General features: G+C 59.1%; 20 protein-coding genes and 2 tRNA genes. 7 read left to right on the top strand and 15 right to left on the bottom strand.

Going from position 1 to position 23994, the window contains the following annotated elements:
- Positions 1-64: 64 nt before the first annotated feature.
- Together ACRER8_RS20540 and ACRER8_RS20535 are read right to left on the bottom strand one after the other, a co-directional pair.
- Entirely contained in the window at positions 65-1177 is a 1113-nt protein-coding gene (locus tag ACRER8_RS20540) for an LOG family protein (RefSeq protein WP_431748028.1), read from the bottom strand.
- Positions 1178-1595: 418 nt separating this feature from the next.
- Positions 1596-2021: a PA3611 family quorum-sensing-regulated virulence factor gene (locus ACRER8_RS20535; protein WP_431748027.1), complete on the bottom strand. Its 426-nt coding sequence runs from the start codon at positions 2019-2021 to the stop codon at positions 1596-1598.
- Positions 2022-2241: 220 nt separating this feature from the next.
- On the opposite strand from ACRER8_RS20535, the gene ACRER8_RS20530 reads away from it, so the two are divergent.
- A complete protein-coding gene (locus ACRER8_RS20530; protein ID WP_431748026.1) occupies positions 2242-2952 on the top strand; it encodes a tRNA-uridine aminocarboxypropyltransferase in 711 nt (236 codons plus the stop codon).
- Positions 2953-3093: 141 nt separating this feature from the next.
- Here the strand turns inward: ACRER8_RS20530 and ACRER8_RS20525 are convergent, their stop codons facing one another.
- The gene (locus ACRER8_RS20525) at positions 3094-3978 is read right to left on the bottom strand and encodes a DMT family transporter (protein ID WP_431748025.1); all 885 of its coding nucleotides are present in this window, start codon (positions 3976-3978) and stop codon (positions 3094-3096) included.
- 214 nt (positions 3979-4192) lie between these two features.
- On the opposite strand from ACRER8_RS20525, the gene erdR reads away from it, so the two are divergent.
- Positions 4193-4840 (top strand): response regulator transcription factor ErdR, encoded by a 648-nt coding sequence (erdR, locus tag ACRER8_RS20520; protein ID WP_431748024.1) that lies wholly within the window; start codon positions 4193-4195, stop codon positions 4838-4840.
- 107 nt (positions 4841-4947) lie between these two features.
- Positions 4948-5316 carry a diacylglycerol kinase gene (locus ACRER8_RS20515; protein ID WP_431748023.1) on the top strand — a complete coding sequence of 123 codons (369 nt, stop codon included), beginning with the start codon at positions 4948-4950 and terminating at the stop codon, positions 5314-5316.
- 121 nt (positions 5317-5437) lie between these two features.
- Here the strand turns inward: ACRER8_RS20515 and ACRER8_RS20510 are convergent, their stop codons facing one another.
- A complete protein-coding gene (locus ACRER8_RS20510) occupies positions 5438-6364 on the bottom strand; it encodes a LysR family transcriptional regulator (protein ID WP_431748022.1) in 927 nt (308 codons plus the stop codon).
- A 121-nt stretch (positions 6365-6485) separates the two neighbouring features.
- Between ACRER8_RS20510 and fpr the strand changes: the two genes are divergently transcribed.
- Positions 6486-7265: a ferredoxin-NADP reductase gene (gene fpr / locus ACRER8_RS20505; RefSeq protein WP_005616041.1), complete on the top strand. Its 780-nt coding sequence runs from the start codon at positions 6486-6488 to the stop codon at positions 7263-7265.
- A 269-nt stretch (positions 7266-7534) separates the two neighbouring features.
- Here the strand turns inward: fpr and tsaA are convergent, their stop codons facing one another.
- The 3 genes from tsaA to ACRER8_RS20490 all read right to left on the bottom strand — a co-directional run bounded on the left by tsaA (position 7535) and on the right by ACRER8_RS20490 (position 9548).
- Positions 7535-8278, bottom strand: a complete 744-nt coding sequence (gene tsaA / locus ACRER8_RS20500; RefSeq protein ID WP_431748021.1) for a tRNA (N6-threonylcarbamoyladenosine(37)-N6)-methyltransferase TrmO — start codon at positions 8276-8278, stop codon at positions 7535-7537.
- A gap of 31 nt (positions 8279-8309) precedes the next feature.
- A complete protein-coding gene (locus ACRER8_RS20495) occupies positions 8310-8771 on the bottom strand; it encodes a DUF1456 family protein (RefSeq protein WP_431748020.1) in 462 nt (153 codons plus the stop codon).
- A gap of 66 nt (positions 8772-8837) precedes the next feature.
- Complete coding sequence (locus tag ACRER8_RS20490; protein WP_431748019.1) at positions 8838-9548, bottom strand: rRNA pseudouridine synthase; 711 nt, start codon at positions 9546-9548, stop codon at positions 8838-8840.
- Positions 9549-9710: 162 nt separating this feature from the next.
- Here ACRER8_RS20490 and ACRER8_RS20485 point away from each other — a divergent pair, with 162 nt between their 5' ends.
- Positions 9711-10706 (top strand): alpha/beta fold hydrolase, encoded by a 996-nt coding sequence (locus ACRER8_RS20485; RefSeq protein ID WP_431748018.1) that lies wholly within the window; start codon positions 9711-9713, stop codon positions 10704-10706.
- Positions 10707-10829: 123 nt separating this feature from the next.
- Here ACRER8_RS20485 and ACRER8_RS20480 read toward each other — a convergent pair whose 3' ends face one another.
- Both ACRER8_RS20480 and rimO read right to left on the bottom strand, forming a co-directional pair.
- Positions 10830-11291, bottom strand: a complete 462-nt coding sequence (locus tag ACRER8_RS20480; RefSeq protein ID WP_431748017.1) for a GNAT family N-acetyltransferase — start codon at positions 11289-11291, stop codon at positions 10830-10832.
- 180 nt (positions 11292-11471) lie between these two features.
- Positions 11472-12809: a 30S ribosomal protein S12 methylthiotransferase RimO gene (rimO, locus tag ACRER8_RS20475; RefSeq protein ID WP_431748016.1), complete on the bottom strand. Its 1338-nt coding sequence runs from the start codon at positions 12807-12809 to the stop codon at positions 11472-11474.
- 271 nt (positions 12810-13080) lie between these two features.
- Between rimO and ACRER8_RS20470 the strand changes: the two genes are divergently transcribed.
- Positions 13081-14976: a potassium transporter Kup gene (locus ACRER8_RS20470; RefSeq protein WP_431748015.1), complete on the top strand. Its 1896-nt coding sequence runs from the start codon at positions 13081-13083 to the stop codon at positions 14974-14976.
- A 185-nt stretch (positions 14977-15161) separates the two neighbouring features.
- Here ACRER8_RS20470 and ACRER8_RS20465 read toward each other — a convergent pair whose 3' ends face one another.
- The 4 genes from ACRER8_RS20465 to ACRER8_RS20450 form a co-directional block, all read right to left on the bottom strand.
- Positions 15162-16463 (bottom strand): virulence factor family protein, encoded by a 1302-nt coding sequence (locus tag ACRER8_RS20465; RefSeq protein WP_431748014.1) that lies wholly within the window; start codon positions 16461-16463, stop codon positions 15162-15164.
- On the bottom strand, positions 16463-19105 hold the full coding sequence (gene mprF / locus ACRER8_RS20460) for a bifunctional lysylphosphatidylglycerol flippase/synthetase MprF (RefSeq protein ID WP_431748013.1): 2643 nt from the start codon (positions 19103-19105) through the stop codon (positions 16463-16465). The genes ACRER8_RS20465 and mprF overlap by 1 nt, the downstream gene beginning before the upstream one ends.
- Positions 19106-19403: 298 nt before the next feature.
- Positions 19404-19480, bottom strand: a tRNA-Met gene (locus ACRER8_RS20455).
- Positions 19481-19717: 237 nt separating this feature from the next.
- A tRNA-Met gene (locus ACRER8_RS20450) sits at positions 19718-19794 on the bottom strand.
- 248 nt (positions 19795-20042) lie between these two features.
- On the opposite strand from ACRER8_RS20450, the gene dinB reads away from it, so the two are divergent.
- Positions 20043-21101: a DNA polymerase IV gene (gene dinB, locus ACRER8_RS20445; protein WP_431748012.1), complete on the top strand. Its 1059-nt coding sequence runs from the start codon at positions 20043-20045 to the stop codon at positions 21099-21101.
- A gap of 8 nt (positions 21102-21109) precedes the next feature.
- On the opposite strand, the gene ACRER8_RS20440 is transcribed toward dinB, so the two are convergent.
- Positions 21110-22066 carry a hypothetical protein gene (locus ACRER8_RS20440; protein WP_431748011.1) on the bottom strand — a complete coding sequence of 319 codons (957 nt, stop codon included), beginning with the start codon at positions 22064-22066 and terminating at the stop codon, positions 21110-21112.
- A gap of 82 nt (positions 22067-22148) precedes the next feature.
- The gene (locus ACRER8_RS20435) at positions 22149-23864 is read right to left on the bottom strand and encodes a proline--tRNA ligase (protein WP_431748010.1); all 1716 of its coding nucleotides are present in this window, start codon (positions 23862-23864) and stop codon (positions 22149-22151) included.
- Positions 23865-23994: the final 130 nt, after the last annotated feature.

Below are 23994 nucleotides of genomic sequence, written 5' to 3'. Positions count from 1 at the left end.
GATATGGCTGATTCACCGCTGCAGCCGGCAAGCCGTGCTGCTACGGGTGGTCTGCATTAAAGAATCAAGGCGTCTGCAGCGGCTCGCGTCCGTGGGTCTGCTGAGCCTGAACCGGCTTCGCCCAGTTCCCATTCAGATTGATGTAATCCACCAGCGCTCGCAGTCGCCCATGGTCGCGCCCATTGAATTTGAATGCGAGCCGGGTGAGGTGGCTGAACTGCTCTTCATCGTGCTCGTCCTGATGCCCGTACTGATGAAAGTCATCGCTCAGGCGCAAATCGGCAAATGCTTGCTGCATATGGGCCAGGGCGGTATCGCTAAGCGCATGATGCATTCGGATCACGAAGGTGTTCTTCAGCCAGCGGCTTGAATGGAAGTTGCTGTAGAACTGGTTGATCTCCGCCACGGCTTCGTCTGCGCTGTGTACCAACTTGAGCAGGTTCATGTCGGTGGCAAGGATGTAGCGATTGGTTTCCAGCTCGCTCCTGATGAAACTCAGTGCGCCTTCCCAGAACGTGCCGCCCGGCGCATCCAGCAGGACGATCGGAACCAGCGGGCTCTTGCCTGTCTGGATGAGGGTCAATACTTCCAGCGCTTCATCCAGCGTGCCAAAACCTCCGGGGCATAGCACCAGCGCATCGGCTTCCTTGACGAAGAACAATTTGCGGGTAAAGAAAAAGTGGAACGGCAGCAAGTTGCCGGTGCCATCAACCGTAGCATTGGCATGTTGTTCGAATGGCAGCGTGATGTTGAAGCCCAGGCTGTGATCCAGTCCTGCGCCTTCATGGGCGGCAGCCATGATCCCGCCACCGGCACCGGTAATGACCATCAAATCGGCTGCAGCGAGCTTCATGCCCAATTCGCGCGCCAAGGCGTACATCGGATGTTCGACCGGCGTGCGGGCGGAGCCGAAGACCGTGACTTTGCGACGGCCCTGAAATTGTTCGAGCACGCGAAAGGCATTGTCCAGCTCGCGCAGGGCTTGCAGGGTGATCTTGGCGTTCCAGCGGTTGCGATCATCCTGCGCCATGCGCAGCACGGTCAGCATCATGTCGCGGTAAAGCGGAAGGTTGGGGCTGTCGGGTGCGACCAGATTGAGTTGTTCTTCGACCTTGCTGAAGTCGATTCCTTCGCTTTGGAAGTGGCGGGACAACACATCATTGGGTACGTAAGGCATGCAAACTTTCTCCTTCTGCAGAATCAACGACCCTGGTCGGTGCGACAGGATCGCGACGCGTCCTGCATCGCTGCTGCTAGCCCACCTCTACGGATGGTCGGTAAGGTTGGCGACAGGCTGCGCCACAGTGATTCTGCTTGTGTCCTTGGTTGAAAAGAAAAAACATTGAGCATAGCGACAATGGCAGGCAACCCCCATTTGCCTCGAAAACATGACTGTTCGTAAAACCAATGGCCTGATGATGTGCCCGAAACATCAATGCTGGCAATGCTCTGCGCAGTTTTCTGGGAAACGGATACGCCACGAAGGAATGAAATGGAAATCATCAGGCTGGTAGGCGATCAGGATCGGTATGGCTCGCTGACTGAGGTTGCGCGCCGGGGATCGACAACGGCGCGCGGCACGGGGAAGAGGTAGGTTACTTCTTCTTGGCAGGCGGTTTGGCGGCGCAATCGGCTGCGGTGATCTGCTGAGTGGTGATCGGGCGATCAGTCTTGTATTCGCGGAACTCGTAACGCAGCGTGGCGCCCTTGGCCATCAGCTGGCGATAGCCGGAATTGCGGCAAACGCTGGTGCCCAACTGACGACCGACAAGCTCCGGGTTCTCGCGCATTTGCTGGGCCTGACCGGCCTGCACGCTGAGATGGTTGATCAGGATCTTTCCGTCAACGGTATAACCCTGGTCAAGGATGTCTTCACTGAGTGCGTTCGGCTTTCCGACGTTGCTTTTCGCCGCGACTTGTTCCAGCTCTTTATTCAGTTCGTAATCCTGTTTGGACGCCGCGTTGGCGCACAGCGGGGCGACGAGCAAAAGCGTGAGGGTAGGGGCGATGAGGCGCAGCATTAGACTCTCCTGGGGCAGTGAACGTCGTTGGACCGGCGGCGATCGATGGCGTTCACTGGTGACTTGAGGCTTTCAAGGCCAGGCAGTATAGGTGAGTCGCCTTGGCGGACACCAGAGAACCGGGCGGCTCTGATAGACTGCGCCGACTTTTTTACTGCCGGATGTTCGTCGTGCCGCTGCCTTTCCGTCGCCCAATCCCGTCGTGCAGGCGCTTAGCCTCATGAACCATGCTGTCTCACGTCTGCGCGCCGAACGGCTGGCCCGCAGCACCAAGCCCTTCATCGCTCGCGGCTCCCGTGCACCGCGTTGTGCGGGGTGTCGGGTGATCGAACGTTATTGCCTGTGTGCGTGGAAGCCGACGGTTGCGGCCAGATCGGCAGTCTGTCTGTTGATGTACGACACCGAGCCGCTCAAGCCCACCAATACCGGTTGGTTGATCGCCGACGTGATCAAGGACACCGAAGCGTTCAGCTGGTCGCGAACCGAGGTGGATGAAAAGCTCCCCGCATTGCTGAACGATCCGCAATGGCAGCCTTATATCGTGTTCCCAGGTGAGTTCGTCGCCGCAGAGCGCGTAGTGACCGAGGTCAAGCTGGAAGCGGGCAAGCGCCCGCTTTTCATCCTGCTCGACGCGACATGGCCGGAAGCACGCAAGATGTTTCGTAAAAGCCCGTATCTGGATCGACTGCCGGTACTGAGTCTGGAGCCGGAGCAGATGTCGCGCTATCGCCTGCGCCGTTCGAAACGCGACGATCATTTCTGCACCGCCGAAGTTGCGGCGTTGTGCCTGGAACTGGCTGACGATCGGCAGGCGGCCGGAGTGCTGGATGCGTATCTGGATGTCTTCAGCGCTCACTATCTGGGCGCAAAGTTCCAACTGCCAATCGACCCGGACGATGCGCCGCATACCTATTTGAAGGCGTTTATCTAGCTGAGTCTGGTTGCGACCTGTAGAAGCCGGCTTGTTGGCGAATGCGATGTTTCCATCGCATCGCATATGAAGTAACTGGCGTTCCGGACTCGCCAGCAAGCCGGTTCCTACAGGGGCACGGTATATCCGCCACATATTAGGTCAAGCATAGGTCTTCCTCGGCCACAACTGTGCCAGCAGCATCCCCGCCAACATCAGCCCGCAGCCTATATAACCGCGCACCTGTAACTCCTCGCCCAGCAGCCATGCCCCGGCGATGGCCGCAAATACCGCCTCCAGCGACAGGATGATCGCGGCGTGGGAGGCGATCGCATCTTTCTGGGCAACGACCTGCAGCGTGTAGCCGATTCCCACCGCCACCACACCACCATAAAGAAGGGCCGGGGTCGCAGCGATGATGGCATCCAGTGTGATCGGCTCGAATATCAGCGCGAGAATCAGGCTGACGATCGAGCAGGTCACAAATTGCAGAAAGGCCAGACGAATCGGATCGTGTCGACTGGCAAATACGCCCACCAGAACCACATGCCCGCCCCAGACGAACGCGCCGATCAGCTGTAGCCAGTCGCCGGATGCCACCTGAAAGTTATCGCCCACGCTCAGCAGGAACATTCCCAACACCGCCAGCAGGCAACCAAGCCAGGTGCCGATGCCGGTCTTGTGGCCGAGGAACAGACCCAACAGCGGGACTACAATCACGTACAGCCCGGTGATGAATCCCGAGTTGGTCACGCTGGTGAACAGCAGGCCGACCTGTTGCAGGTTTATGCCCAGTGCCAACGCGATGCCCATGACGATACCGCCCTGCAGCAGCCCTCGGGTCAGTAAGGGTTCAGGACGCGGACCTGATGCGGGTCGGCGCATGACCAAGGGCAACAGGCAGACCGAACCCAGTGCGAAGCGCAGTCCGGAAAAGAGATAAGGCCCGATGTGATCCATGCCGGCAGTTTGTGCGACAAAACCGCTGCCCCAGATCATCGCGGTCAGGAGCATGAGCAGGTCCGCTCGCAGGGCGTGTTTTTGCATGATGGCACTCGCAGGAATCAGGGCCGCAGACTGTGCCGCAAAGCACCGAACTTGACCACCCCGGCTTCGCTGGGCATCCTTGGCGCCGCACGGGAGCTCGAACGCCCTGCATTGTCTGTTTTGGCGCTGATGTGCCGTGTTTACAGGCTGGCATTTGTGAATGCCATCGTGGGAGCTGAATCCGTCGGCGCTCACTTATAAACAGGATCATGAAATGACCTACGAAATCCTGATCGCCGATGACCACCCCTTGTTCCGCAGTGCCTTGCACCAAGCCCTCAGCCTGGGCCTGGGACCCGACGCTCGTTTGGTCGAGGCCGAAAGCATCGCCGATCTGGAAGCGCGCCTGACCGAAAAATCCGACTGGGATCTGGTTCTTCTGGATCTGAATATGCCCGGCGCCTATGGCTTCTCGGGGTTGGTACTGTTACGCGGTCAGTATCCGCAGGTGCCGGTGGTGATGGTCTCCGCGCAGGAAGAGGCGGCTGTGGTAGTCAAGTCCCGCGAATTCGGCGCCAGCGGATTCATCCCTAAATCCAGCTCACTGGAAACCATCCAGCGAGCTGTGCGGACCGTGCTCGACGGTGACGTCTGGTGGCCAGCGCAGGTCAACGAAAGTGTCAGCGTCTCGCCAGAGGCCAAGGCGGCCAGCGAAGGGCTCGCCAGCCTCACCCCGCAGCAGTTTCGCGTGCTGACCATGGTCTGTGAAGGTTTGCTCAACAAGCAGATCGCCTATGAACTTGGCGTGTCAGAAGCCACCATCAAGGCCCACGTGACGGCGATCTTTCGCAAGCTGAACGTGCGCACCCGCACCCAGGCGGCCTTGCTTCTGCAGCAACTGGAATCGATTTCGCCGAACTGATCCGTCTGTTTCGGCGCTTTACAAGGGCGTTCAACGGTTGTTCTTCACACTTTTTTGACCGCCGCTGAACTAGTCTCCACCGTCTTTTTTGATCAGTAGTTTCCTTTATGACGTCGCCTTTCAAGGGCCAGACTGGCCTTAAACGTATTCTCAATGCTTCCGGCTATTCGCTCGATGGCCTGACCGCCGCCTTCAAGGGCGAGGCCGCATTTCGTCAATTGGTGTTGCTCAACGTCATTCTGATTCCGCTGTCGTTCGTGTTTCACGTCAGTCGCGGTGAACGGGCAGTTCTCATTGCGGTATGTCTGCTGGCGCTGATCGTGGAGTTGTTGAACTCGGCCATCGAAGCGGCGATCGACCGGATTTCACTGGATCGCCATCCGCTGTCCAAGAATGCCAAGGACATGGGCAGCGCCGCGCAGTTCGTGGCCTTGAGCATGATCGCGGCGGTCTGGGCGCTGATTTTGCTGGGTTAACCTGAATACTCTGTAACAGCACGGCTTGCCGGCAGTAGCGATCTTCAGCGCGCCACCGCCGGCAAGCCGTGCTGCAACGGAAGAGGTTTGCTGGCTGTATATACGCTGCAACTTTTGAACGTCAGGCAATGCTGGGCAGCACAATCTCGTCGCTGCGCCTGACTCCGGCGGTGAACGCGCGGCACAGGTCGAGGAATTCCCGAATCGCCGACGTCTGGTACTTTTGCTTGTGCCAGATGAAATAGAACTGGCGTACCAAGTCCAGCTCAGGGGTTTCCACTGCCACCAAACTTCCCCGGCGAAACGCATCGCGTAGTGCCAGTCGAGAAATGCAGCCGATCCCCAGGCCTGATTCCACGGCACGCTTGATCGCTTCGGTATGCTCAAGCTCCAGGCGCACATTGAGACTGTTGAGGTGATGGCGCATCGATTGATCGAAGGTCAAGCGCGTGCCTGAACCCTGTTCGCGCAGAATCCACGCCTCTTTGGTCAGCTCGGCCAGTGTCGCATGACCCCTTTTGGCCAGCGGATGCTGGGGCGCGCAGAACACCACCAGTTCATCTTCGACCCAGGTCTGCACCTCGATATCGGGATGGCTGCAGTCGCCTTCGATCAAACCCAGGTCGATTTCATAGTGCGCGACCTGCTGCACGATATTGGCGGTGTTTTGCACGTGCAGCTTCACCTGGCTTTCCGGGTGACGCTGCATGAAGCTGCCGATCAACAGCGTCGCCAAATAGTTGCCAATGGTCAGAGTCGCCCCGACCGCCAGGGAGCCGAAACCGGACTTGCCGTTGAGCAGGTCCTCGATCTCCTTGGCCTGATCGAGCAGGGCGACAGCCTGGGGTAATAATTGTCTTCCAGTGGCATTCAGGCTCAGCCGCTTGCCCGCGCGATCGAACAGCTGGCAACTGGACTGACGCTCGAGTTCGGTAATGGAAGTGCTGGCCGCCGATTGCGATAAAGACAGCAGCACGGCGGCGCGAGAAACGCTTTCTTGCTGGGCTACGGCGACGAATACTTGTAGCTGACGGAGAGTGAATCGCATATCTATATAACCGATAACCCATATCTTGATAATCCAGTTAACAGATATTGTGTCTGCCACTAGAATATCGCGCAATGGCGCTGTGACTGGCGCGCGCAAATTTCAGGAGTTCCCACGTACCATGAGCAACATGAATCACGAGCGTGTCCTCAGCGTTCATCACTGGAACGACACCCTCTTCAGTTTCAAGTGCACCCGTGATCCAGGACTGCGCTTCGAGAACGGTCAGTTCGTCATGATCGGTCTGCAGCAGCCTAACGGGCGCCCGCTCATGCGTGCCTACTCCATCGCCAGCCCTAACTGGGAAGAGCATCTGGAGTTCTTCAGCATCAAGGTGCCGGACGGCCCCTTGACCTCGCAGCTGCAACACCTGAAGGAAGGCGACGAGATCATCATCAGCAAGAAGCCGACGGGCACGCTGGTTCTGGATGACCTCAAGCCTGGCAAACACTTGTACCTGCTAAGCACCGGTACCGGCCTGGCGCCTTTCATGAGCGTCATTCAGGACCCGGAAACCTACGAGCGTTTCGAGAAGGTCATCCTGTGCCATGGCGTGCGTTACGTGAACGAAGTCGCCTATCGCGAGTTCATCACCGAACACCTGCCGCAGAACGAGTTTTTCGGCGAATCGCTGCGTGACAAGTTGATCTACTACCCGACCGTGACTCGCGAACCCTTTGAGAACGAAGGTCGCCTGACCGACCTGATGCGCAGCGGCAAGCTGTTCAGCGATATTGGTCTGCCGCCGATCAACCCGCAGGACGACCGCGCCATGCTGTGCGGCAGCCCGAGCATGCTCGACGAGACCAGTGAAGTGCTGAACAGCTTCGGCCTGACCGTCTCGCCGCGTATGCGCGAGCCGGGCGATTACTTGATCGAGCGTGCATTCGTCGAGAAGTAAACACGTTCAACTTGCCAAGCGCAGGCTCAGAATCGGACCCAATCGCGGATGAACCGCTCGCACATTAACTGTGGGAGCGGATTCATCCGCGAATAAGTCAGTACAGGCACCAGCAACTTGGGGTCTGAAAAAAACCGCCTGGAGGTCACGGACCAGGCGGTTTTTTTGTGGGCAGGATTTGGCATCGGAGCATGAAGTTGCGCTTCTGTAGCAGTCCGGCCTGCTGGCGGAAGTGATTTAAAAGACGTCACCGCCGGCAAGCCGAACTGCTACCGGTTTCGTGTCGGTCCAGACGATGGCGTATTCGCATCAATCGCGGCGGGAACGACTTCCAGCACCCGAATTAGCCCGGCTTGCGGATAATGCCAGCGGATATCCAGATCCCAGAACTGCGCGCCGTAGCGGCGTTCTGGCGCTGGCACTTGATAGGCCGGACGCGGATCCTGAGCCAGGCATTGCTCGATCAGTTCAACCAACGGTTCGCCGAGACGCAGGGCATGTTCGCAGGCCTGTGACAGCGCGCTTTCATCCCAGGACACCGGGATCAGCTCAGGTGCCCCAGCCGCCATGCTGTTTCGGGCCTCGGCGATGATGTCGGCGTAAGGCACGTAGGGTTTGACGTCCAGCACCGGCGTGCCGTCCAGCAGGTCGATACCCGACAGCCACAAGCGGCCTGCCTCGACCTTCTCCAGCTTGACCACCGATTGGCCTATGCCGTTGGGGCGGTGGGTCGCCCGCGTCGCGAACACCCCAATCGATCGATTGCCGCCCAAGCGAGGAGGGCGCACCTTGAGGCGCGGTTTTTCTTCCAGTGCCTCGTGAAACAGGAATAGCAGCCAGACGTGACTGACCTGCTCCAGACCCTGAACCGCATCGCCCTGATCGAACGGCGCAACCAGCTCCAGCACGCCACGGGCCGCGGGCGCCAACTGTGGCTGACGCGGGATGGCGAACTTCTCCTTGAAACAGGAGCGCACGAAGCCGATGGGCGAGATGCTGTAGCTTTGCTTCATCGAGGCAGCTTCATCAAATGACTGACAGCGCTTAACCGCGAATGCGCAGGGTCAAACCGCGCAGGAAATTGCGCAGCAGCTGGTCGCCGCATGCCCGATAGTTGTTGTGACCAGCCTTGCGGAACAGGGCGCTCAGCTCCGGCTTGGATACCGGAAACTCCGCAGCCTTGAGGATTGCGTGCATGTCCTCTTCCTTGAGTTCGAACGCCACGCGCAGCTTTTTCAGCACGATGTTGTTGGTCATCGGCAGCTCGATCGGCAGCGGTGGGCGGCTCTCGTCCTTGCCGCGCTTGAAGAACACCAGACCGTCGAGGAAGTGCGCCATGACCTCATCGCTGCACGGCTCGAAGCCTTCTTCTTCGTCTTTCTTCATAAACGCCGTGACCTGAGCCTTGGTGACGTCAATGCCGCCCAGCTTGATGATGTCCACCACCTTGGCGTCGCTGATATCGAGCATGTAGCGAATGCTACGCAGTACGTCGTTGTTCATCATGATGCGTGTTTCCTGATCAATCGGTGTGAGCGCGCGCGAAGTCCCGCACGGCGCTGAAAAAGAAGGTTAGAACTTTTCTTTGTCGGTCATGTAGCGCCAGTGGCCTTCGGGCACTTTGCCAATAGAGACACCGCCGATGCGAATCCGCCGCACGGACACAACCTTCAGCCCCACGGCCTCGCACATCAGAGCGATAACGCCGGGCTGCGGGTTCTTCATGGCGAAGCGCAGGCGGGTTTCGTTCTGCCAGCTGGCTTTGAGTTTCGGCAGTTCCTTACCCTTGTACATCAGGCCATGGTTCAGGCGATTGAGGCCGTGCGCGACCATCTCGCCGTCGATCTCCACCACGTATTCCTGCTCGATCTTGCTGCGATCATCGGTGAGCTTGCGCAGGATCTTCCAGTCCTGACTGAATACCATCAGGCCGCTTGCCTTGGCTTGCAGGGTCGAGATCGCTTCCAGACGCAGGAAGTGACCCTTGAGAGGGCGTTTGCCGATGCTGTGCTCCGGCGACAGGGTGCCGGGAGTGATCAAGGGCAGCGCCTGTTCCGGGCTCATGCCCGCGGGAGCATTGAACAGGATCGTCACAGCTTCCGGGGTGTCGGCCTTGGCGTCGGGACTGAGTACAACGGTCTGGTTTTCGACCTTGAATTGCGGTTCGTCGACGATAACGCCGTCCACCGTGACCCAGCCGCCTTCGATGAACAGCTCGGCTTCGCGACGGGAGCAGCCGACCAGTTCGATAAGACGTTTGGAGAGGCGAATGGGGTCAGTCATGAGAAAAGCCGTAACAGAAGGGAAAGGCGCCTATTGTACCCGTGCAAGCACCGTTAATCGCGGCAACATTGAAAATGCTTCCTGAATCAGACTCCATTCGAGGGATTTTTCCGGGGGCAGCGCAGGTCTGCTCTTGATTCTCACTCTATCTGGAGCTTTTTCATGACCAAATGGCTACCCGCATTGCTGATGAGCGTCAGCCTGCCGCTGCTGGCGGCACAGGCGCCGTCCTATGGCCCGCAGCTGGAAGGTTTTCAGTATCCGTTCCCGGCACAGAATTTCAGTTTCGATTCTCAGGGCGCGCAGGTGCAGATGGGGTACATGGATATCAAGCCGACCGGCACGCCCAATGGCCGAAGTGTGGTGATGTTGCATGGCAAGAACTTCTGCGGCGCGACTTGGGAGGGCAGTATCAAGGCACTTACGGCGGCAGGCTATCGGGTGGTCGCACCCGATCAGATCGGTTTCTGTCGCTCCAGCAAGCCAGCGGACTACAAGTATTCGTTCGAACAGCTAGCGCAGAACACCAAGGCGCTGCTGACCAGCCTGGGGATCGACCATGTGACCGTCGTCGGTCATTCAATGGGCGGTATGCTGGCGACGCGTTTCGCGCTTATGTACCCGGATCAGGTGGATCAGTTACTGCTGGTCAATCCGATCGGCCTTGAAGACTGGAAAGCCAAGGGCGTGCCGAATCTCAGTTTCGATGACTGGTACGCGCGGGAGCTGAAAACCAGCGCCGACAGCATCCGCAAGTATCAGCAATCCACTTACTACGCCGGCCAATGGCGCCCCGAGTTCGACCACTGGGTCGACATGCAGGCCGGGATGTTTAACGGCAAGGGTAAAGAGGAGGTGGCCCGGGCGTCGGCGCAGACCTACGGGATGATCTTCAATCAGCCAGTGTTTTACGACTTCGAAAAGTTGAAGATGCCGACGGTGCTGTTCATTGGTCAGAAGGACAACACGGCGATTGCCAAGGACGCCGCGCCGCCAGAGCTGCGCAAGACGCTGGGTAATTATCCGGAGCTGGGTAAGGCGGCCGCCAAACGCATTCCGCAGGCAACGCTGATCGAGTTCGCAGGCTTGGGGCATGCGCCGCAGATTCAGGATCCTCAGCAGTTCGACAAAGTGCTGTTGGAGAGTTTGAAGCGCTGACGCAAGCTATTTGACACAGCGCAATCTCTGTAGGAGCCGGCTTGCTGGCGAACGGGGTGGTTCAGTTGGAGATGTGTTGACTGACACACCGTTTTTCGCCAGCAAGCCGGCTCCTACAGGGCGTTATTTGCCGAAACGGGATTTCAATCTCATCCGCAACATCGGATACGGCCTGCCCAGCCCATCCACCTCCGAGCGCCCTGCAATCTCGAACCCCTGCTTCTCATAAAACCCCAGTGCCTGCGGGTTCTGTTCATTCACATCCAGTTCAGTCACCTGGAAATGCTCGATGGCATATTCCAGCAATTGTTTGCCCAGTCCCAACCCCCGGTAATCCGGCGCGATGAACAGCATCTCCAGCTTGCCAGGCGTGGTACCGCCGAAGCCGGTAATGTGCAACTGGGAGTCGCGGGTGCAGAACAGATTCACCGCGTCCAGGTACTGGGTTTGCAACAGATTGCGCAGCAGGGTGATGTAGTTTTCCGGCAGAAAGTCATGGGTCGCGCGAACCGAGGCCTCCCAGAGTCGGGTCAGTTCGGCGTAGTCGAGTTTGTTCGGCAGGTAAATGACCGAGTGGTGGGTCATGTTGCCTCTTCTCCTGTTCTTGTCGTTGTCCTGATGTGAAGACGATAGCCAGAAAAAACAAACCCCGCCGTTTCAAGGGCGGGGTTCGAGGATGAGGGCAGGTCACGATTTATTCGTGGGCTAGCTCACTCCCACAGCAAGCGCCGCTGATCTGTGGGACTGAGCTTGCTCGCGAAGCTATCAAATTGTCTCGGCCCACAGGTCGTATTCATCGGCATCGACCACGCGGCACATGATCTTGTCGCCTGGCTTGAGATCCAAATCACTTTCGACAAATACGTTGCCGTCGATTTCCGGCGCATCGAAGAACGAACGGCCAACGAAGCCTTGCTCGTCGACTTCGTCGATCAGCACTTCGATTTCCTTGCCGATCTTCATCTGCAGACGTGCGGCGCTGATGGCCTGCTGGTGCGCCATGAAGCGGTCCCAGCGTTCCTGCTTGACATCGTCCGGCACGATCGGGGCGTCCAGCAGATTGGCTGGCGCGCCTTCGACCGGCGAGTACTGGAAGCAGCCGACGCGATCGAGCTGGGCTTCGGTCAGCCAGTCCAGCAGGTACTGGAAGTCTTCTTCGGTTTCACCCGGGAAGCCGACGATGAAGGTCGAGCGGATGATCAGGTCCGGGCACTGCTCGCGCCACTTCTTGATGCGCGCCAGGGTCTTGTCTTCGAAGGCCGGGCGCTTCATCAGCTTGAGGATTTTCGGGCTAGCGTGCTGGAAAGGGATGTCCAGGTACGGCAGGATCTTGCCCTCGGCCATCAACGGGATGATCTCGTCGACGTGCGGGTATGGGTAGACGTAGTGCATGCGCACCCAGACGCCCAGCGAGCTGAGGGCCTGGCAAAGTTCGGTCATGCGGGTCTTGACCGGCTGACCGTTCCAGAAGCCGGTGCGGTACTTGACGTCGACGCCGTAGGCGCTGGTGTCCTGGGAGATCACCAACAGTTCCTTGACGCCGGCTTTGACCAGGCGTTGGGCTTCGTCAAGCACATCGCCGACCGGACGGCTGACCAGCTTGCCACGCATCGACGGGATGATGCAGAAACTGCAACTGTGGTTGCAGCCTTCGGAAATCTTCAGGTACGCGTAGTGGCGTGGGGTCAGCTTGATGCCTTGTGGCGGCACCAGATCGATCAGTGGGTTGTGATCGAGCTTCGGCGGCGCGGCATCGTGTACGGCGTTGACCACTTGCTCATATTGCTGGGGACCGGTGACGGCCAGCACGCTCGGGTGCACGCTGCGGATCACGCTCTCGTCCACGCCCATGCAGCCAGTCACGATGACCTTGCCGTTCTCGGCGATGGCTTCACCGATGGTGTCCAGGGATTCGGCCTTGGCGCTGTCGATGAAGCCGCAGGTGTTGACCACCACCACGTCGGCGTCCTCGTAGGTCGGCACGACCTGATAGCCTTCCATGCGCAGCTGAGTGAGGATGCGCTCCGAATCGACGAGTGCCTTGGGGCAACCCAGAGAAACGAACCCGACCTTGGGGGCGGCAGGCGTGGTGACGGTGGACATTGACTAACCTCGGCTTAGGTATGCCCGGGCGATTGGCCAAGGCACTGACTGGGCGCTTGGTGCGCCTCTGATCAAAAAGTGCGCAATTCTAGCGACGAGCGCAGCGATTGACCAGCGTTAAACCGAGAATTACGACGAGTGCTGCGCTATGCTTCGCGGCGTTGAACCCGGTCGCCCTTGTCGGCCGGGTGCATCGGAATTTACCGGTACGCTGCGGGTCAATCTGACAGCAGATGTCCCGGTGCTCGAGTCATGGTGTCAGGAGTGGTAAATGGGTCACGCAACTAGTCAGGCAGAGACTGGACATTCGGTCAAACCGTTGAGTCTGCTGGTGGGGGCGGTGGGAGTGGCGTACGGCGACATCGGTACCAGTCCGCTGTACACGATCAAGGAAGTGTTCGTCGGCGGGTACGGCGTGCAGGCCAGTCACGATTCGGTGCTGGGGATTCTGTCACTGATTTTCTGGGCGCTGGTCTGGGTCGTGTCGTTCAAGTACATGGCGCTGGTGCTGCGTGCCGACAACGACGGCGAGGGCGGCATCATGGCGCTGACGGCGCTGGCCCGTCGTGCGTCTTCGAAATACCCGAAACTGCAGGCGACGATGATCGTCTTCGGCCTGTTCGGCGCTGCGCTGTTCTACGGCGACAGCATGATCACCCCGGCGATTTCCGTGCTGTCGGCGGTCGAGGGCATGGAGCTGGCGTTCGATGGCCTGGAGCATTGGGTAGTGCCAATCGCCTTGATCGTGCTGGTGGCGTTGTTTCTGATCCAGCGTCACGGCACCGCCCGGATCGGCGTGATGTTCGGCCCGATCATGGTGCTGTGGTTCGTGACCCTTGCGGTGCTCGGCATTCACGGCATCGTCCGGCAGCCCGAAGTGTTGCATGCGGTCAATCCGATCTGGGCCGTTCGATTCTTCATCGATCACCCTGGAATCGGCGTTGCGGTGCTTGGCGCGGTAGTGTTGGCGCTGACCGGTGCCGAAGCCCTGTATGCGGACATGGGACACTTCGGTCGCAAGCCAATTTCCCGGGCCTGGTTCGGTCTGGTTCTGCCTGCGCTGGTGCTCAACTATTTCGGGCAAGGGGCGCTGGTGATCGAAAACCCCGAGGCCGTGCGCAACCCGTTCTATCTGCTGGCGCCGAGCTGGGCGCTGTTGCCGCTGATCGGCCTGTCTACCCTGGCGACCATTATTGCGTCCCAGGCGGTGATCTCCGGCGCGTTCTCGATGACCCTGCAGGCAATCCAGCTCGGCTACATCCCGCGCATGTACATCCAGCACACGTCCAGTGACGCTCAGGGCCAGATTTACATCGGCGCGGTGAACTGGTCGCTGATGGTCGGGGTGATTCTGCTGGTGCTGGGTTTTGAATCCTCTGGCGCGCTGGCTTCGGCCTACGGTGTCGCGGTGACAGGGACCATGCTCTGCACGACGATTCTGGTGTCGGCGGTGATGCTGCTGGCGTGGAAATGGCCACCGATGGTTGCGGTGCCTATCCTGTTGGGTTGCCTGTTCGTCGACGGCTTGTTCTTCGCCGCCAACGTGCCGAAAGTGGTGCAGGGCGGCGCGTTTCCGTTTCTGGCCGGTATCGCGCTTTTCATCCTGATGACCACCTGGAAACGCGGCAAGCAGCTGTTGGTCGATCGCATTAACGAGGGTGGCCTGCCGCTGCCGATTTTCATCAGCAGCATCCGCGTGCAGCCGCCGCATCGGGTACAGGGCACCGCAGTGTTCCTGACCGCCCGCCCGGACGCCGTGCCTCACGCGCTGTTGCATAACCTGCTGCATAACCAGGTGCTGCATGAGCAAGTGGTGTTACTGACGGTGGTCTACGAGGACACACCTCGGGTTCCTGCGGCGCAGCGTTTCGAGGTCGAGGCCTATGGCGAGGGGTTTTTCCGGGTGATTCTGCATTTCGGTTTCATCGACGAGCCGGACGTACCCGCAGCGCTGAAACTGTGTCATCTGGCCGAGCTGGACTTCAGCCCGATGCGCACCACCTATTTCCTCAGCCGCGAAACCGTGGTGGCGTCCAAACTGGTCGGCATGGCCCGCTGGCGCGAAAGTCTGTTTGCTTTCATGTTGAAAAACGCCAACGGCAACCTGAGGTTCTTCAAGCTGCCGTTCAACCGGGTGATCGAGTTGGGAACGCAGGTGGAGATGTAACCGACCGGATCGCGTTGACATCCCTCGCAGGAGCCGGCTTGCTGGCGAAAGCGTCAGGCAGTCACAGCTTTAAGAGCGGACAGTCCGTGTTCGCCAGCAAGCCGGCTCCTGCAATTGACCGCGCGCACCCTTTAAACAAAAAATCCCCGCAGTCATGAGAGTGCGGGGATTTTTTATGGCCGGTTTCAGTCGGCGCTGGCCGACTCCGGCGCTTCCTTGCCTTTCCACTTGTCGATGACGGCAATCAAACGTTTGGCCAGGGCAGGGTAGTCCTCGTCAAAGTGGTGACCGCCTGGCAGCTGTTGTTTCTGACCGGGGGCGGTCGCTTCGGTACAGCCGCTTTCATCCTTCTCTTCCACGCCATACACGCAGAACACCTTGTCGCCCGGCAGCTTGGCCATTTCCGGGCCAGTGGCGGCTTCCTTGCCGGATGCGCCGAGCCAGCCTTCGACGGCGATTTCAAAGCTGCCACTGCGTGCAAAAGCCAGCAGGATGATGCCGTCGACGCGTGCTTTGTCTTCATCCGGCAGTCGGTTGTAGATAGCAGGCAGAACGTCAGCGCCGAACGAATAGCCAGCCAGGACAAAGTGTTTGGCGCCCCATTTCTGCCGGTAGTGCGCCATCAGTTCGCTCAGGTCGCTCGCGGTCTGCTCGGGCGACTTGTGTTCCCAGTAGTAACGCAGGGTGTCGATGCCGACGACCGGATAGCCGCCTGACTTCGCCATGTCGCCTGCCACGTCCTTGTCCAGATCGCGCCAGCCGCCATCGCCCGAGAGGAACAGGGTGACGGTGTCCGATGGCTGACTCGACGGCACTTCCACCACGGGGATGTTCAAGCCGCCGTTGGCGTCATCGGCAATCAGCAGGTGACGGACTTCGGTGTTCAGTATCTGCGGGTACTTGATGTCGTAATCGCTGATGCTGGTTTCTGCGTTGGGCGTGTCGCGAACGAACACCGCCGTCTCGTCATCCGGGCCGTCGTTCCAGGCCACGGTCCATTTGCCATGGGCCGCGGCTTTCGGCGCCGGGGTTTTGCAGTCCGGCTGATTGAGGACGAAGTTCACCGAAACGGCCTGGGCCTTGTCGTTGTTCTGGCTGGCCAGCCAATCCCAGGCCACCGAGCCGCCAGCGCTGATGCCTGCGACTACATCTGGCGCGCCATCGAGCTTTTGCAGCGCGGCGCTGAAAGTCTTGGCCTGCAACTGGCAGTCGTCCTTGGGCAGAACGACCTGAATGACTTGAGCGGATGCGTCGTAGCTCAGGGCGAGGACTTGCTTCTCTGTCATCGCATCTTCGGTGGTCACGGCCAGGGCGACCCTTGTCTTGACTTTGGTCGACGGGGTTGCACGGATCAGCGCCGAGCCGTCATCCAGGGTCATGTGTTCCAGAGTAGGTTGTGCGGCGGGGCGGTTCCACAGCCAGAAACCCAGTGCCACCACCAGAATTACCAGGGCTGCAAGCAAAAAGCGCCAGTAGCGTTGAATCATCAGCGTTTCACCAATCCAGTCAGGCCGCCCGCAATCAGGGCAGCGGTGTCTGCCAGTGCCACCAGCGGATCGAGTCCCGCAGGCACTGCCATATAGCGAGGTTCCCAGTCAGGCTGGAACTTGTCTTTGAAACGGCGCAGGCCCTGGAAGTTGTAGAGCTGCTCGCCGCGACTGAAGACCATCGAACCCAGACGTTGGGTCAACGGCGCGCCACGTCTTGGCTGCAGGCCCGACAACGGCACCATGCCCAGGCTGAAGCGAGCGTAGCCTTCCTTTTTGTAATGCAGAATCAGACCGACCATCATGAACTCCATGGTCAGCTTCGGCGCGTCCGGATGCGAACGCATCAGGTCCAGACTCGCCAGATCATGCCGGGAGGTCTCCAGCAGGTTGGAGAACGCCACCGGTTTACCCTGGAAATGCACGATAGCGATGCGGAAGTGCTTGAGGTAATCCAGGCTGAAACGGCCCAGAGAGAAGCCTTTTTCGCGAACGTTCTTGCCGGTCAGCCAGGCGTCGGAAATCACTTTGAGCTCGTCCATCGGCGCCTGGCCGACTTCGTAGATTTCCAGCGACAACCCGTCGCGACCACCTCTGTTCCAGGTGTAGCGCAGGTCTTTCATTTCCTTGCCTTTGGCTTCGATGTCGAACTTGTTCAGATCGACCCGAGCTTCTTCACCCAGCTTGATGGCGGTCAGGCCGATGTCCATATAGAACGGCAGGTTTTCGGCGCGCACCTGGTAGAAGACAGGACGAGCGTGGTGCACGTCACACAGGTCGCGGAATTGCCAGATCAGCTCGGCGCGCTGTTGGGTCGGCCCGATCGGATCGTACAACGCCACCAGACTGCGACCGCGATGGGCATACATCAGGAACGCATTGCCACTCGGGTGCATCAGCACGGCCTTGTCGCCCGTCAGCACCAGACCGCCGTCGGGCTGATTGGAGGCTTTGATGATCTCGGCGGCCTTGGCCAGTTGCGCGTCATCCGGCAGATCGATCTGCGGCCGAGCAGTGCGCAATAGCCAGGTCAGGGACACGATCACCAGCAACACCGCACTACCGAGGGCCGAGCGCAGACCGCGTGGGGCGTCAGCGTCGAGAGTGAATTGCCACCACAACTGATGGCTGTATGGCACGTCTTGATAGGCGAACAGCAATAGCCAGAACGAAGCCCCCAGCACGCAAATGCTCGCTACCAGATACAGCGGCGAGAAGGGTAACTCCAGCAGGCGGCTCGGACGGTAGAACGAACGGCGGAAGATGGCCAGAAGGCAGGCGGTCAGCAGCAGCAGACTGGCCTCTTCCCAATCGAACCCCTTGAGGATCGACAGGATTGAGCCGACGAACAACAGAATGGTGGTCAGCATCCAGGCTGCCGAAAGCCGCCGACGCAGGCCCTGCGCGAGCAACAGGCACAGCACGCCGATCAGGCTGGCGCCGAAGTGCGATGCGTCGATGAGCCGATGTGGGATCAGAAAACCAAGGCTTTCCAGGCGTGTGTCGATTTCCGGGGTAGCGCCGGAAAAAAGCAGCACCACACCGGACAGGAACACCAGCAAGGCCAGAATCGGCGCGCCGAGACCCGACGCGACACGCATCGCCTGGCGGGCGAACAGAAAGCGTTTGGCTTCGCTGAACAGCAACACCAGACACGCGACCAGCAGTGGCAACACCACATAGATCAAGCGATACAGCAGCAGCGCCGCAGCCAGTGGCGCGGCACCCAGCTCGTCGGCGAACGCTGCGAGCAGAATCGCTTCGAATACGCCGACGCCACCCGGTACGTGGCTCAGGACGCCAGCGGCCAGTGCCAGCAGGTAAACCAGCAGGAATGCACCGAAAGGCGGGGCGGAAGGCAACAGCAGATAGAGCACCGCAGCAGCAGCGGCGACGTCCAGCGCGGTGATCACCAGTTGCATCAACGTCAGACGCAAGCCTGGCAGGCGCAGGGTGCGGCGGCCGGCACGAACCAGCAGGTTATGAGGGATGTTCTGCTCAGGCAGCCGGCGACGATAAACCGCTACACCGATGATCAGGCTGATCGCCAGCACTGCAATCGCAATGGTTGCCAGCACAGGAACCGAGAGGTGCAGCGCCAGCGATGCCGCGGGCAGATCACTCAACGTCGCGAGTGCGGCAAGCGGAGGCAACGCGCAGCCGAGCGACAGGCTGGCGAACAGCGTCATGTGGGCGACTTCACCCGCACCCAGCCCGAGTCGGGAGTACAGCCGATAGCGCACAGACCCGCCGGAAAGCATCGACAGACCTACTGCATTGCCGATGGCAAATGCGCAGAAACCGCCCATCACCAGCGACCAGGGGGGTAGATCGACGTTGGCATATTTACTGGCAGACCATTCGTAGCCCAGCAGGATGCTGAAGCCGACGACGGTCGCCAGCACCGCGCCAGCAAGGGAAGGCATGGGCACACTCAGCAGAGAATCCTGCAGCGCGTAGATGTCGAGTTCGGTGAGCATGTGCCGACAGGCGATCAACGCCAGGGCAAACAGAATAATGGTGACAGCCAGCCCGATAGGTTGACGATATTTGCTCACCAGTTCGCGTACGCGCAGGCGGGCAGGTGGAGCCGGAGGATTTTCCGGAGCTGCATCGTTTGTGTCGGATGGGTTGGCGCGCATCAATCACTCCTTGGATCGTGCGCGACAGGATGGGGGTATACAGCCAAGTTACCAATCCCTACGCAAAAAATAATTCAGGATGTTAGCGCCTGCGTCTAACGGGCGAATAGTCTAACGGGCGAATACGTCAGATACGTGCAGGTTGTTGCTCGCCAACGCAAGGCCAACACACGGTAACAAATCGGTGGTGAATAAATCGGTCCGACAACGAAGTGTGACAAGCAATTATTCATGCTGTTCGGCGCTTTTCGTCGAGGCAAAAAAAAGGCCACTCTTTCGAGTAGCCTTTTTTAAACGTTGGTTGCGGGAGCCGGATTTGAACCGACGACCTTCGGGTTATGAGCCCGACGAGCTACCAGACTGCTCCATCCCGCGTCTGTGAGGCGGCATTCTACAGCCGAACGACAACCTGTCAACCTTTAAACCTCAGGATCGACAAAATAACCGCATTTGCACTGGTGAGCTGCCTAAGTTATAGCCGGACAAGGTTTTTCTCGTCGAAGCGGCGTGGCAGGGCGCTTTAATTAATGAAAGAAATTTCACGAAATCTGAGGCGTACGATTTTCCCGCGCGCACAAAAAAGCCACTCTCTTGAGTGGCTTCTTCGATGTTTGGTTGCGGGAGCCGGATTTGAACCGACGACCTTCGGGTTATGAGCCCGACGAGCTACCAGACTGCTCCATCCCGCGTCTGTGAGGCGGCATTCTACAGAGGATCGCCGAAGTGTCAAGCTTATGGCAGAAAAAACTGCTTTTTGTTCAATCGGTTAGCCACTGGCCTATGCCGGTATAGACAGTCGGGGCTTGTACGCGGGCCTGTCAGAGCGATCGGCGGGTCAGTCCACGTGGCCGAATCGATGCAGGCTGTATCGCGCGGTGAGTGTCAGACCGTTGCCTGAGTGAGATACTGCTCAACCGTTTTCCTACGACCGCATGTTATGCCGCAGCGCAAAATCATCCATATCGACTGTGACTGTTTCTACGCCGCCATCGAGATGCGCGACGATCCCAGTCTGGCGGGCAAGCCATTGGCGGTCGGTGGTGCAGCAGATCGGCGTGGAGTCATCGCAACATGTAACTACGAAGCGCGGGCTTATGGAGTGCGGTCGGCCATGTCGTCACGCCATGCGTTGTCGCTCTGTCCGGATCTGACCATCGTCAAGCCGCGAATGGATGCTTATAAAGAAGCATCCAAGGAAATCCATACGATCTTCCGCGACTACACCGATCTGATCGAGCCCCTATCGCTGGACGAGGCTTATCTGGACGTGTCCGAGTGCAACCATTTTTCGGGCAGTGCCACGCGCATCGCCCAGGACATCCGCAAACGCGTATCGAAGCAGCTGCACATCACCGTTTCTGCTGGGGTCGCGCCTAATAAGTTTCTCGCCAAGATCGCCAGCGACTGGCGCAAGCCCAATGGCCTGTTCGTCATCACGCCGGATCAGGTAGAGGAATTTGTCGCCGAGCTTCCTGTTTCCAAACTGCATGGCGTGGGCAAGGTGACGGCCGATAAGTTGGGCCGGCTGGGGATCATCAGCTGCGCCGATTTGCGTGACTGGAGCAAGCTGTCGCTGGTGCGTGAATTCGGCTCTTTCGGTGAGCGGCTGTGGAATCTGGCCCATGGTATCGACGAGCGTGCGGTGCAGAACGACAGTCGCCGTCAGTCCGTCAGCGTGGAAAACACATACGACACCGATCTGCCTGATCTGGCGAGTTGTCTGGAAAAGCTCCCAGATCTACTGCAAAACCTGAATGGTCGCCTTTCTCGAATCGATACGCTTTACCGACCGGGCAAACCTTTCGTGAAGGTGAAGTTTCACGATTTTACCCAGACGACGCTGGAGCAGGCGGGAGCGGGCAGGGATCTGGAAAGCTACGAACAGTTACTCGCTCAGGCTTTCGCACGCGGCGGCAAACCGGTGCGACTGCTGGGTATCGGTGTGCGACTGCATGACCTGCGTGGCGCCCATGAACAGCTGCAGTTGTTCACCTGATGCCTCGTTCACTCGCTGCCGGCAGGCACCGCGACCAGGCGACCGGCATCTTTGGCCAGCGAGCGCAAAAATTCGTGCTGCAATTGCGGGTCGTTGCGGGTCATCTCGATCAGTGACTGTTCGAGATCGCTGGCTTCTTCTTCCAAACCCAGTTCGGACAAACGCTTGACCCGGTGTACCCACTGGCTCACTTCGTCATCTTCAAGATCGTCATAGATCAGACCATGGGCTTCAATCAGCTTGCCGCGCAATGATCTGCTCAGGGGCAGGCTGGCGTTGGCCTGCACATTGGACTGGTCGTCCTGCACCTTGAGTCCCAACTGCGTGATATGGCTGAGGTCCTGTTCGGCAAACGGACTGTCGAGCAGGTTGATGCGCAGAACACCATTGCGGTCGGTATTCAACTCGTTGATGTCTTTTCCGGACTTGATTTCGACCGGGCTCTCGCTCCACGGCAGGCTCGAATGCTCGATGCGGTGATCACGCTGAACTTCGTCTATACCAGCCAGATTCTGTTGTGCGCGTCCGTGAGAGGGGGCGTTCATGAATGGGTTGATGCCTGCGATGCCGTAACTGAGCCAGTCTTTGGTCACGCTGTCCGGCAGACTACCGAAGGTCAGTACGTTCACCACGTTGGCGCCGACACCTGCGACGACCGCTACAGCACCCAACGGGATCTCGTATATTTCACGCCAGGGTTGATACGGGGTATAGCGATCGTAACGACGAGTGACGTCGTATTCAGTGATGTCGAAGGTTTTCAACTCGTGGATACGAATCCGACGTTGCGGTAACTCCAGAGTCATGGGTTCGCCGACATCGATTTGAAAGCTGTGATCGAGCAGCTTCCGATCGATCCGCTCTTCGTGTTCGCTGCGTTGAGACAGATGATTGGCGCAACCGCTGACGAGCAGACTGCCGCACAACGCGGCGCCCGCCAGACTTGAAGAACTTCGCTTGAACATGAGATCTCTTGATGCAGGTGAGGCAAGACAACACAGCTCAATGAGAAGGCGCGCCAGCGTGGAATGCAGGCGCGCCGTCGACTCAGCGGTTGATCCGGGCTTTGATGAAGGACAGTACGTCGGCCACCGGCAGAGCCTGAGCTTCGGACTCGGTACGGCTCTTGTACTCCAGATTGCCATCGGCCAGGCCGCGGTCACTGACCACGATGCGATGCGGAATGCCGATCAGCTCCATGTCAGCGAACTTGATCCCCGGGCTGGTTTTCTTGTCGCGGTCATCGAGCAGCACATCGAAGCCGGCTGCGGTCAATTCCGCGTACAGCTTGTCAGTCGCCTCGCGAACAGCGTCGGTTTCATAGCGCAGTGGCACCAGGGCGATCTGGAAAGGCGCGAGTGCGTCGCTCCAGATGATGCCGTTCTCGTCGTTGTTCTGCTCGATGGCGGCGGCGACCACGCGGGAAACACCAATGCCGTAGCAACCCATGGTCAGGTTGACAGGCTTGCCGTTCTCGCCCAGCACCTGGCACTTCATCGCGTCGCTGTACTTGGTGCCCAACTGAAAGATGTGCCCGACTTCGATACCGCGTTTGATGATCAAGGTGCCCTGTCCGTCCGGGCTTGGATCACCTTCGACGACATTGCGCAGGTCGGCGACCTCCGGAACGGGCAGATCACGCTCCCAGTTCACGCCGAAGTAGTGTTTGTCGTCGATATTGGCACCGATGCCGAAGTCGCTCATCAGCTCCACCGAGCGGTCGATGATGCAAGGCAGTGGCAGGTTCAGTGGGCCCAGCGAACCGGCGCCCGCACCGATGGCGGCGCGCAGCTCGGCTTCACTGGCCATGACCAGCGGGCTGGCGACCAGCGGATGGTTCGAAGCCTTGATCTCGTTGAGTTCGTGGTCGCCACGAATGATCAGCGCGATCAGTTTGCCTTCCTCGGCTGCATGGACCACCAGCGTCTTGACGGTTTTTTCAATGGCCAGGCCGAATTGTTCAACCAGCGCGGCGATGGTCTTGGCGTCAGGAGTATCGACCAGGCGCAGCTCCTCGGTTGCGGCACCACGGGCTTTCTCACGCGGGATCGCTTCGGCTTTTTCGATGTTGGCGGCGTAGTCGGAAGTGTCGCTGAACACGATATCGTCTTCGCCGGATTCGGCCAGTACGTGGAATTCGTGCGAACCCGCGCCACCGATGGAACCGTTGTCGGCCACTACTGGACGGAAGTCGAGTCCCAGGCGACTGAAGACGTTGCAGTACGCCAGGTGCATGCGGTCATAGGTTGCCTGCAGGGAATCCTGAGTCGCATGGAACGAGTAGGCGTCCTTCATGATGAATTCACGACCGCGCATCAAGCCGAAGCGTGGGCGGATTTCGTCACGAAACTTGGTCTGGATCTGGTACATGTTGATCGGCAGCTGTTTATAGCTGCTGAGCTCATTGCGGGCCAGATCGGTGATCACTTCTTCGTGGGTCGGACCCGCGCAGAAGTCGCGATCGTGACGGTCTTTCAGGCGCAGCAGTTCAGGGCCGTACTGCTCCCAGCGACCGGATTCCTGCCACAGTTCCGCTGGCTGGATGCCTGGCATCAATACTTCCAGTGCGCCGGCAGCGTCCATTTCTTCGCGAACGACGGCTTCGACCTTGCGCAGAACACGCAGGCCCATGGGCAGCCAGGTGTAGAGACCGGAAGCGAGCTTGCGGATCATGCCGGCGCGGAGCATCAGCTGATGGCTGATCACGACCGCATCGTTCGGCGTTTCTTTCTGTGTGGCGAGCAAATATTGACTGGTACGCATGGTCGGCCGTTGTCGGTTGCTGTGACTGGGAAATGACCTGGCATTGTACGGTGGTGATACAGCCGAGTACAGGGCGGGTGGGTATCGGGCGGGGCGCGAATTGGCGCTTTTGCAGGCGTGAAAAAACCCG

Origin of the sequence: Pseudomonas sp., assembly GCF_050739935.1 — a bacterium.
GTDB lineage: Bacteria > Pseudomonadota > Gammaproteobacteria > Pseudomonadales > Pseudomonadaceae > Aquipseudomonas.
Note: the sequence above shows the minus strand (reverse complement) of the source record. Positions and strands in the feature narration are given on the sequence as shown.

Coding starts and splice junctions, on each gene's coding strand:
- ACRER8_RS20485 (WP_431748018.1), top strand. CDS start 9,711: ATGACCAAATGGCTACCCGCATTGCTGATGAGCGTCAGCCTGCCGCTG.
- ACRER8_RS20510 (WP_431748022.1), bottom strand. CDS start 6,364: ATGCGATTCACTCTCCGTCAGCTACAAGTATTCGTCGCCGTAGCCCAG.
- erdR (WP_431748024.1), top strand. CDS start 4,193: ATGACCTACGAAATCCTGATCGCCGATGACCACCCCTTGTTCCGCAGT.
- ACRER8_RS20490 (WP_431748019.1), bottom strand. CDS start 9,548: ATGACTGACCCCATTCGCCTCTCCAAACGTCTTATCGAACTGGTCGGC.
- ACRER8_RS20525 (WP_431748025.1), bottom strand. CDS start 3,978: ATGCAAAAACACGCCCTGCGAGCGGACCTGCTCATGCTCCTGACCGCG.
- ACRER8_RS20470 (WP_431748015.1), top strand. CDS start 13,081: ATGGGTCACGCAACTAGTCAGGCAGAGACTGGACATTCGGTCAAACCG.
- ACRER8_RS20495 (WP_431748020.1), bottom strand. CDS start 8,771: ATGATGAACAACGACGTACTGCGTAGCATTCGCTACATGCTCGATATC.
- dinB (WP_431748012.1), top strand. CDS start 20,043: ATGCCGCAGCGCAAAATCATCCATATCGACTGTGACTGTTTCTACGCC.
- mprF (WP_431748013.1), bottom strand. CDS start 19,105: ATGCGCGCCAACCCATCCGACACAAACGATGCAGCTCCGGAAAATCCT.
- fpr (WP_005616041.1), top strand. CDS start 6,486: ATGAGCAACATGAATCACGAGCGTGTCCTCAGCGTTCATCACTGGAAC.
- ACRER8_RS20480 (WP_431748017.1), bottom strand. CDS start 11,291: ATGACCCACCACTCGGTCATTTACCTGCCGAACAAACTCGACTACGCC.
- ACRER8_RS20440 (WP_431748011.1), bottom strand. CDS start 22,066: ATGTTCAAGCGAAGTTCTTCAAGTCTGGCGGGCGCCGCGTTGTGCGGC.
- ACRER8_RS20540 (WP_431748028.1), bottom strand. CDS start 1,177: ATGCCTTACGTACCCAATGATGTGTTGTCCCGCCACTTCCAAAGCGAA.
- ACRER8_RS20530 (WP_431748026.1), top strand. CDS start 2,242: ATGAACCATGCTGTCTCACGTCTGCGCGCCGAACGGCTGGCCCGCAGC.
- ACRER8_RS20535 (WP_431748027.1), bottom strand. CDS start 2,021: ATGCTGCGCCTCATCGCCCCTACCCTCACGCTTTTGCTCGTCGCCCCG.
- ACRER8_RS20515 (WP_431748023.1), top strand. CDS start 4,948: ATGACGTCGCCTTTCAAGGGCCAGACTGGCCTTAAACGTATTCTCAAT.
- rimO (WP_431748016.1), bottom strand. CDS start 12,809: ATGTCCACCGTCACCACGCCTGCCGCCCCCAAGGTCGGGTTCGTTTCT.
- ACRER8_RS20465 (WP_431748014.1), bottom strand. CDS start 16,463: ATGATTCAACGCTACTGGCGCTTTTTGCTTGCAGCCCTGGTAATTCTG.
- tsaA (WP_431748021.1), bottom strand. CDS start 8,278: ATGAAGCAAAGCTACAGCATCTCGCCCATCGGCTTCGTGCGCTCCTGT.
- ACRER8_RS20435 (WP_431748010.1), bottom strand. CDS start 23,864: ATGCGTACCAGTCAATATTTGCTCGCCACACAGAAAGAAACGCCGAAC.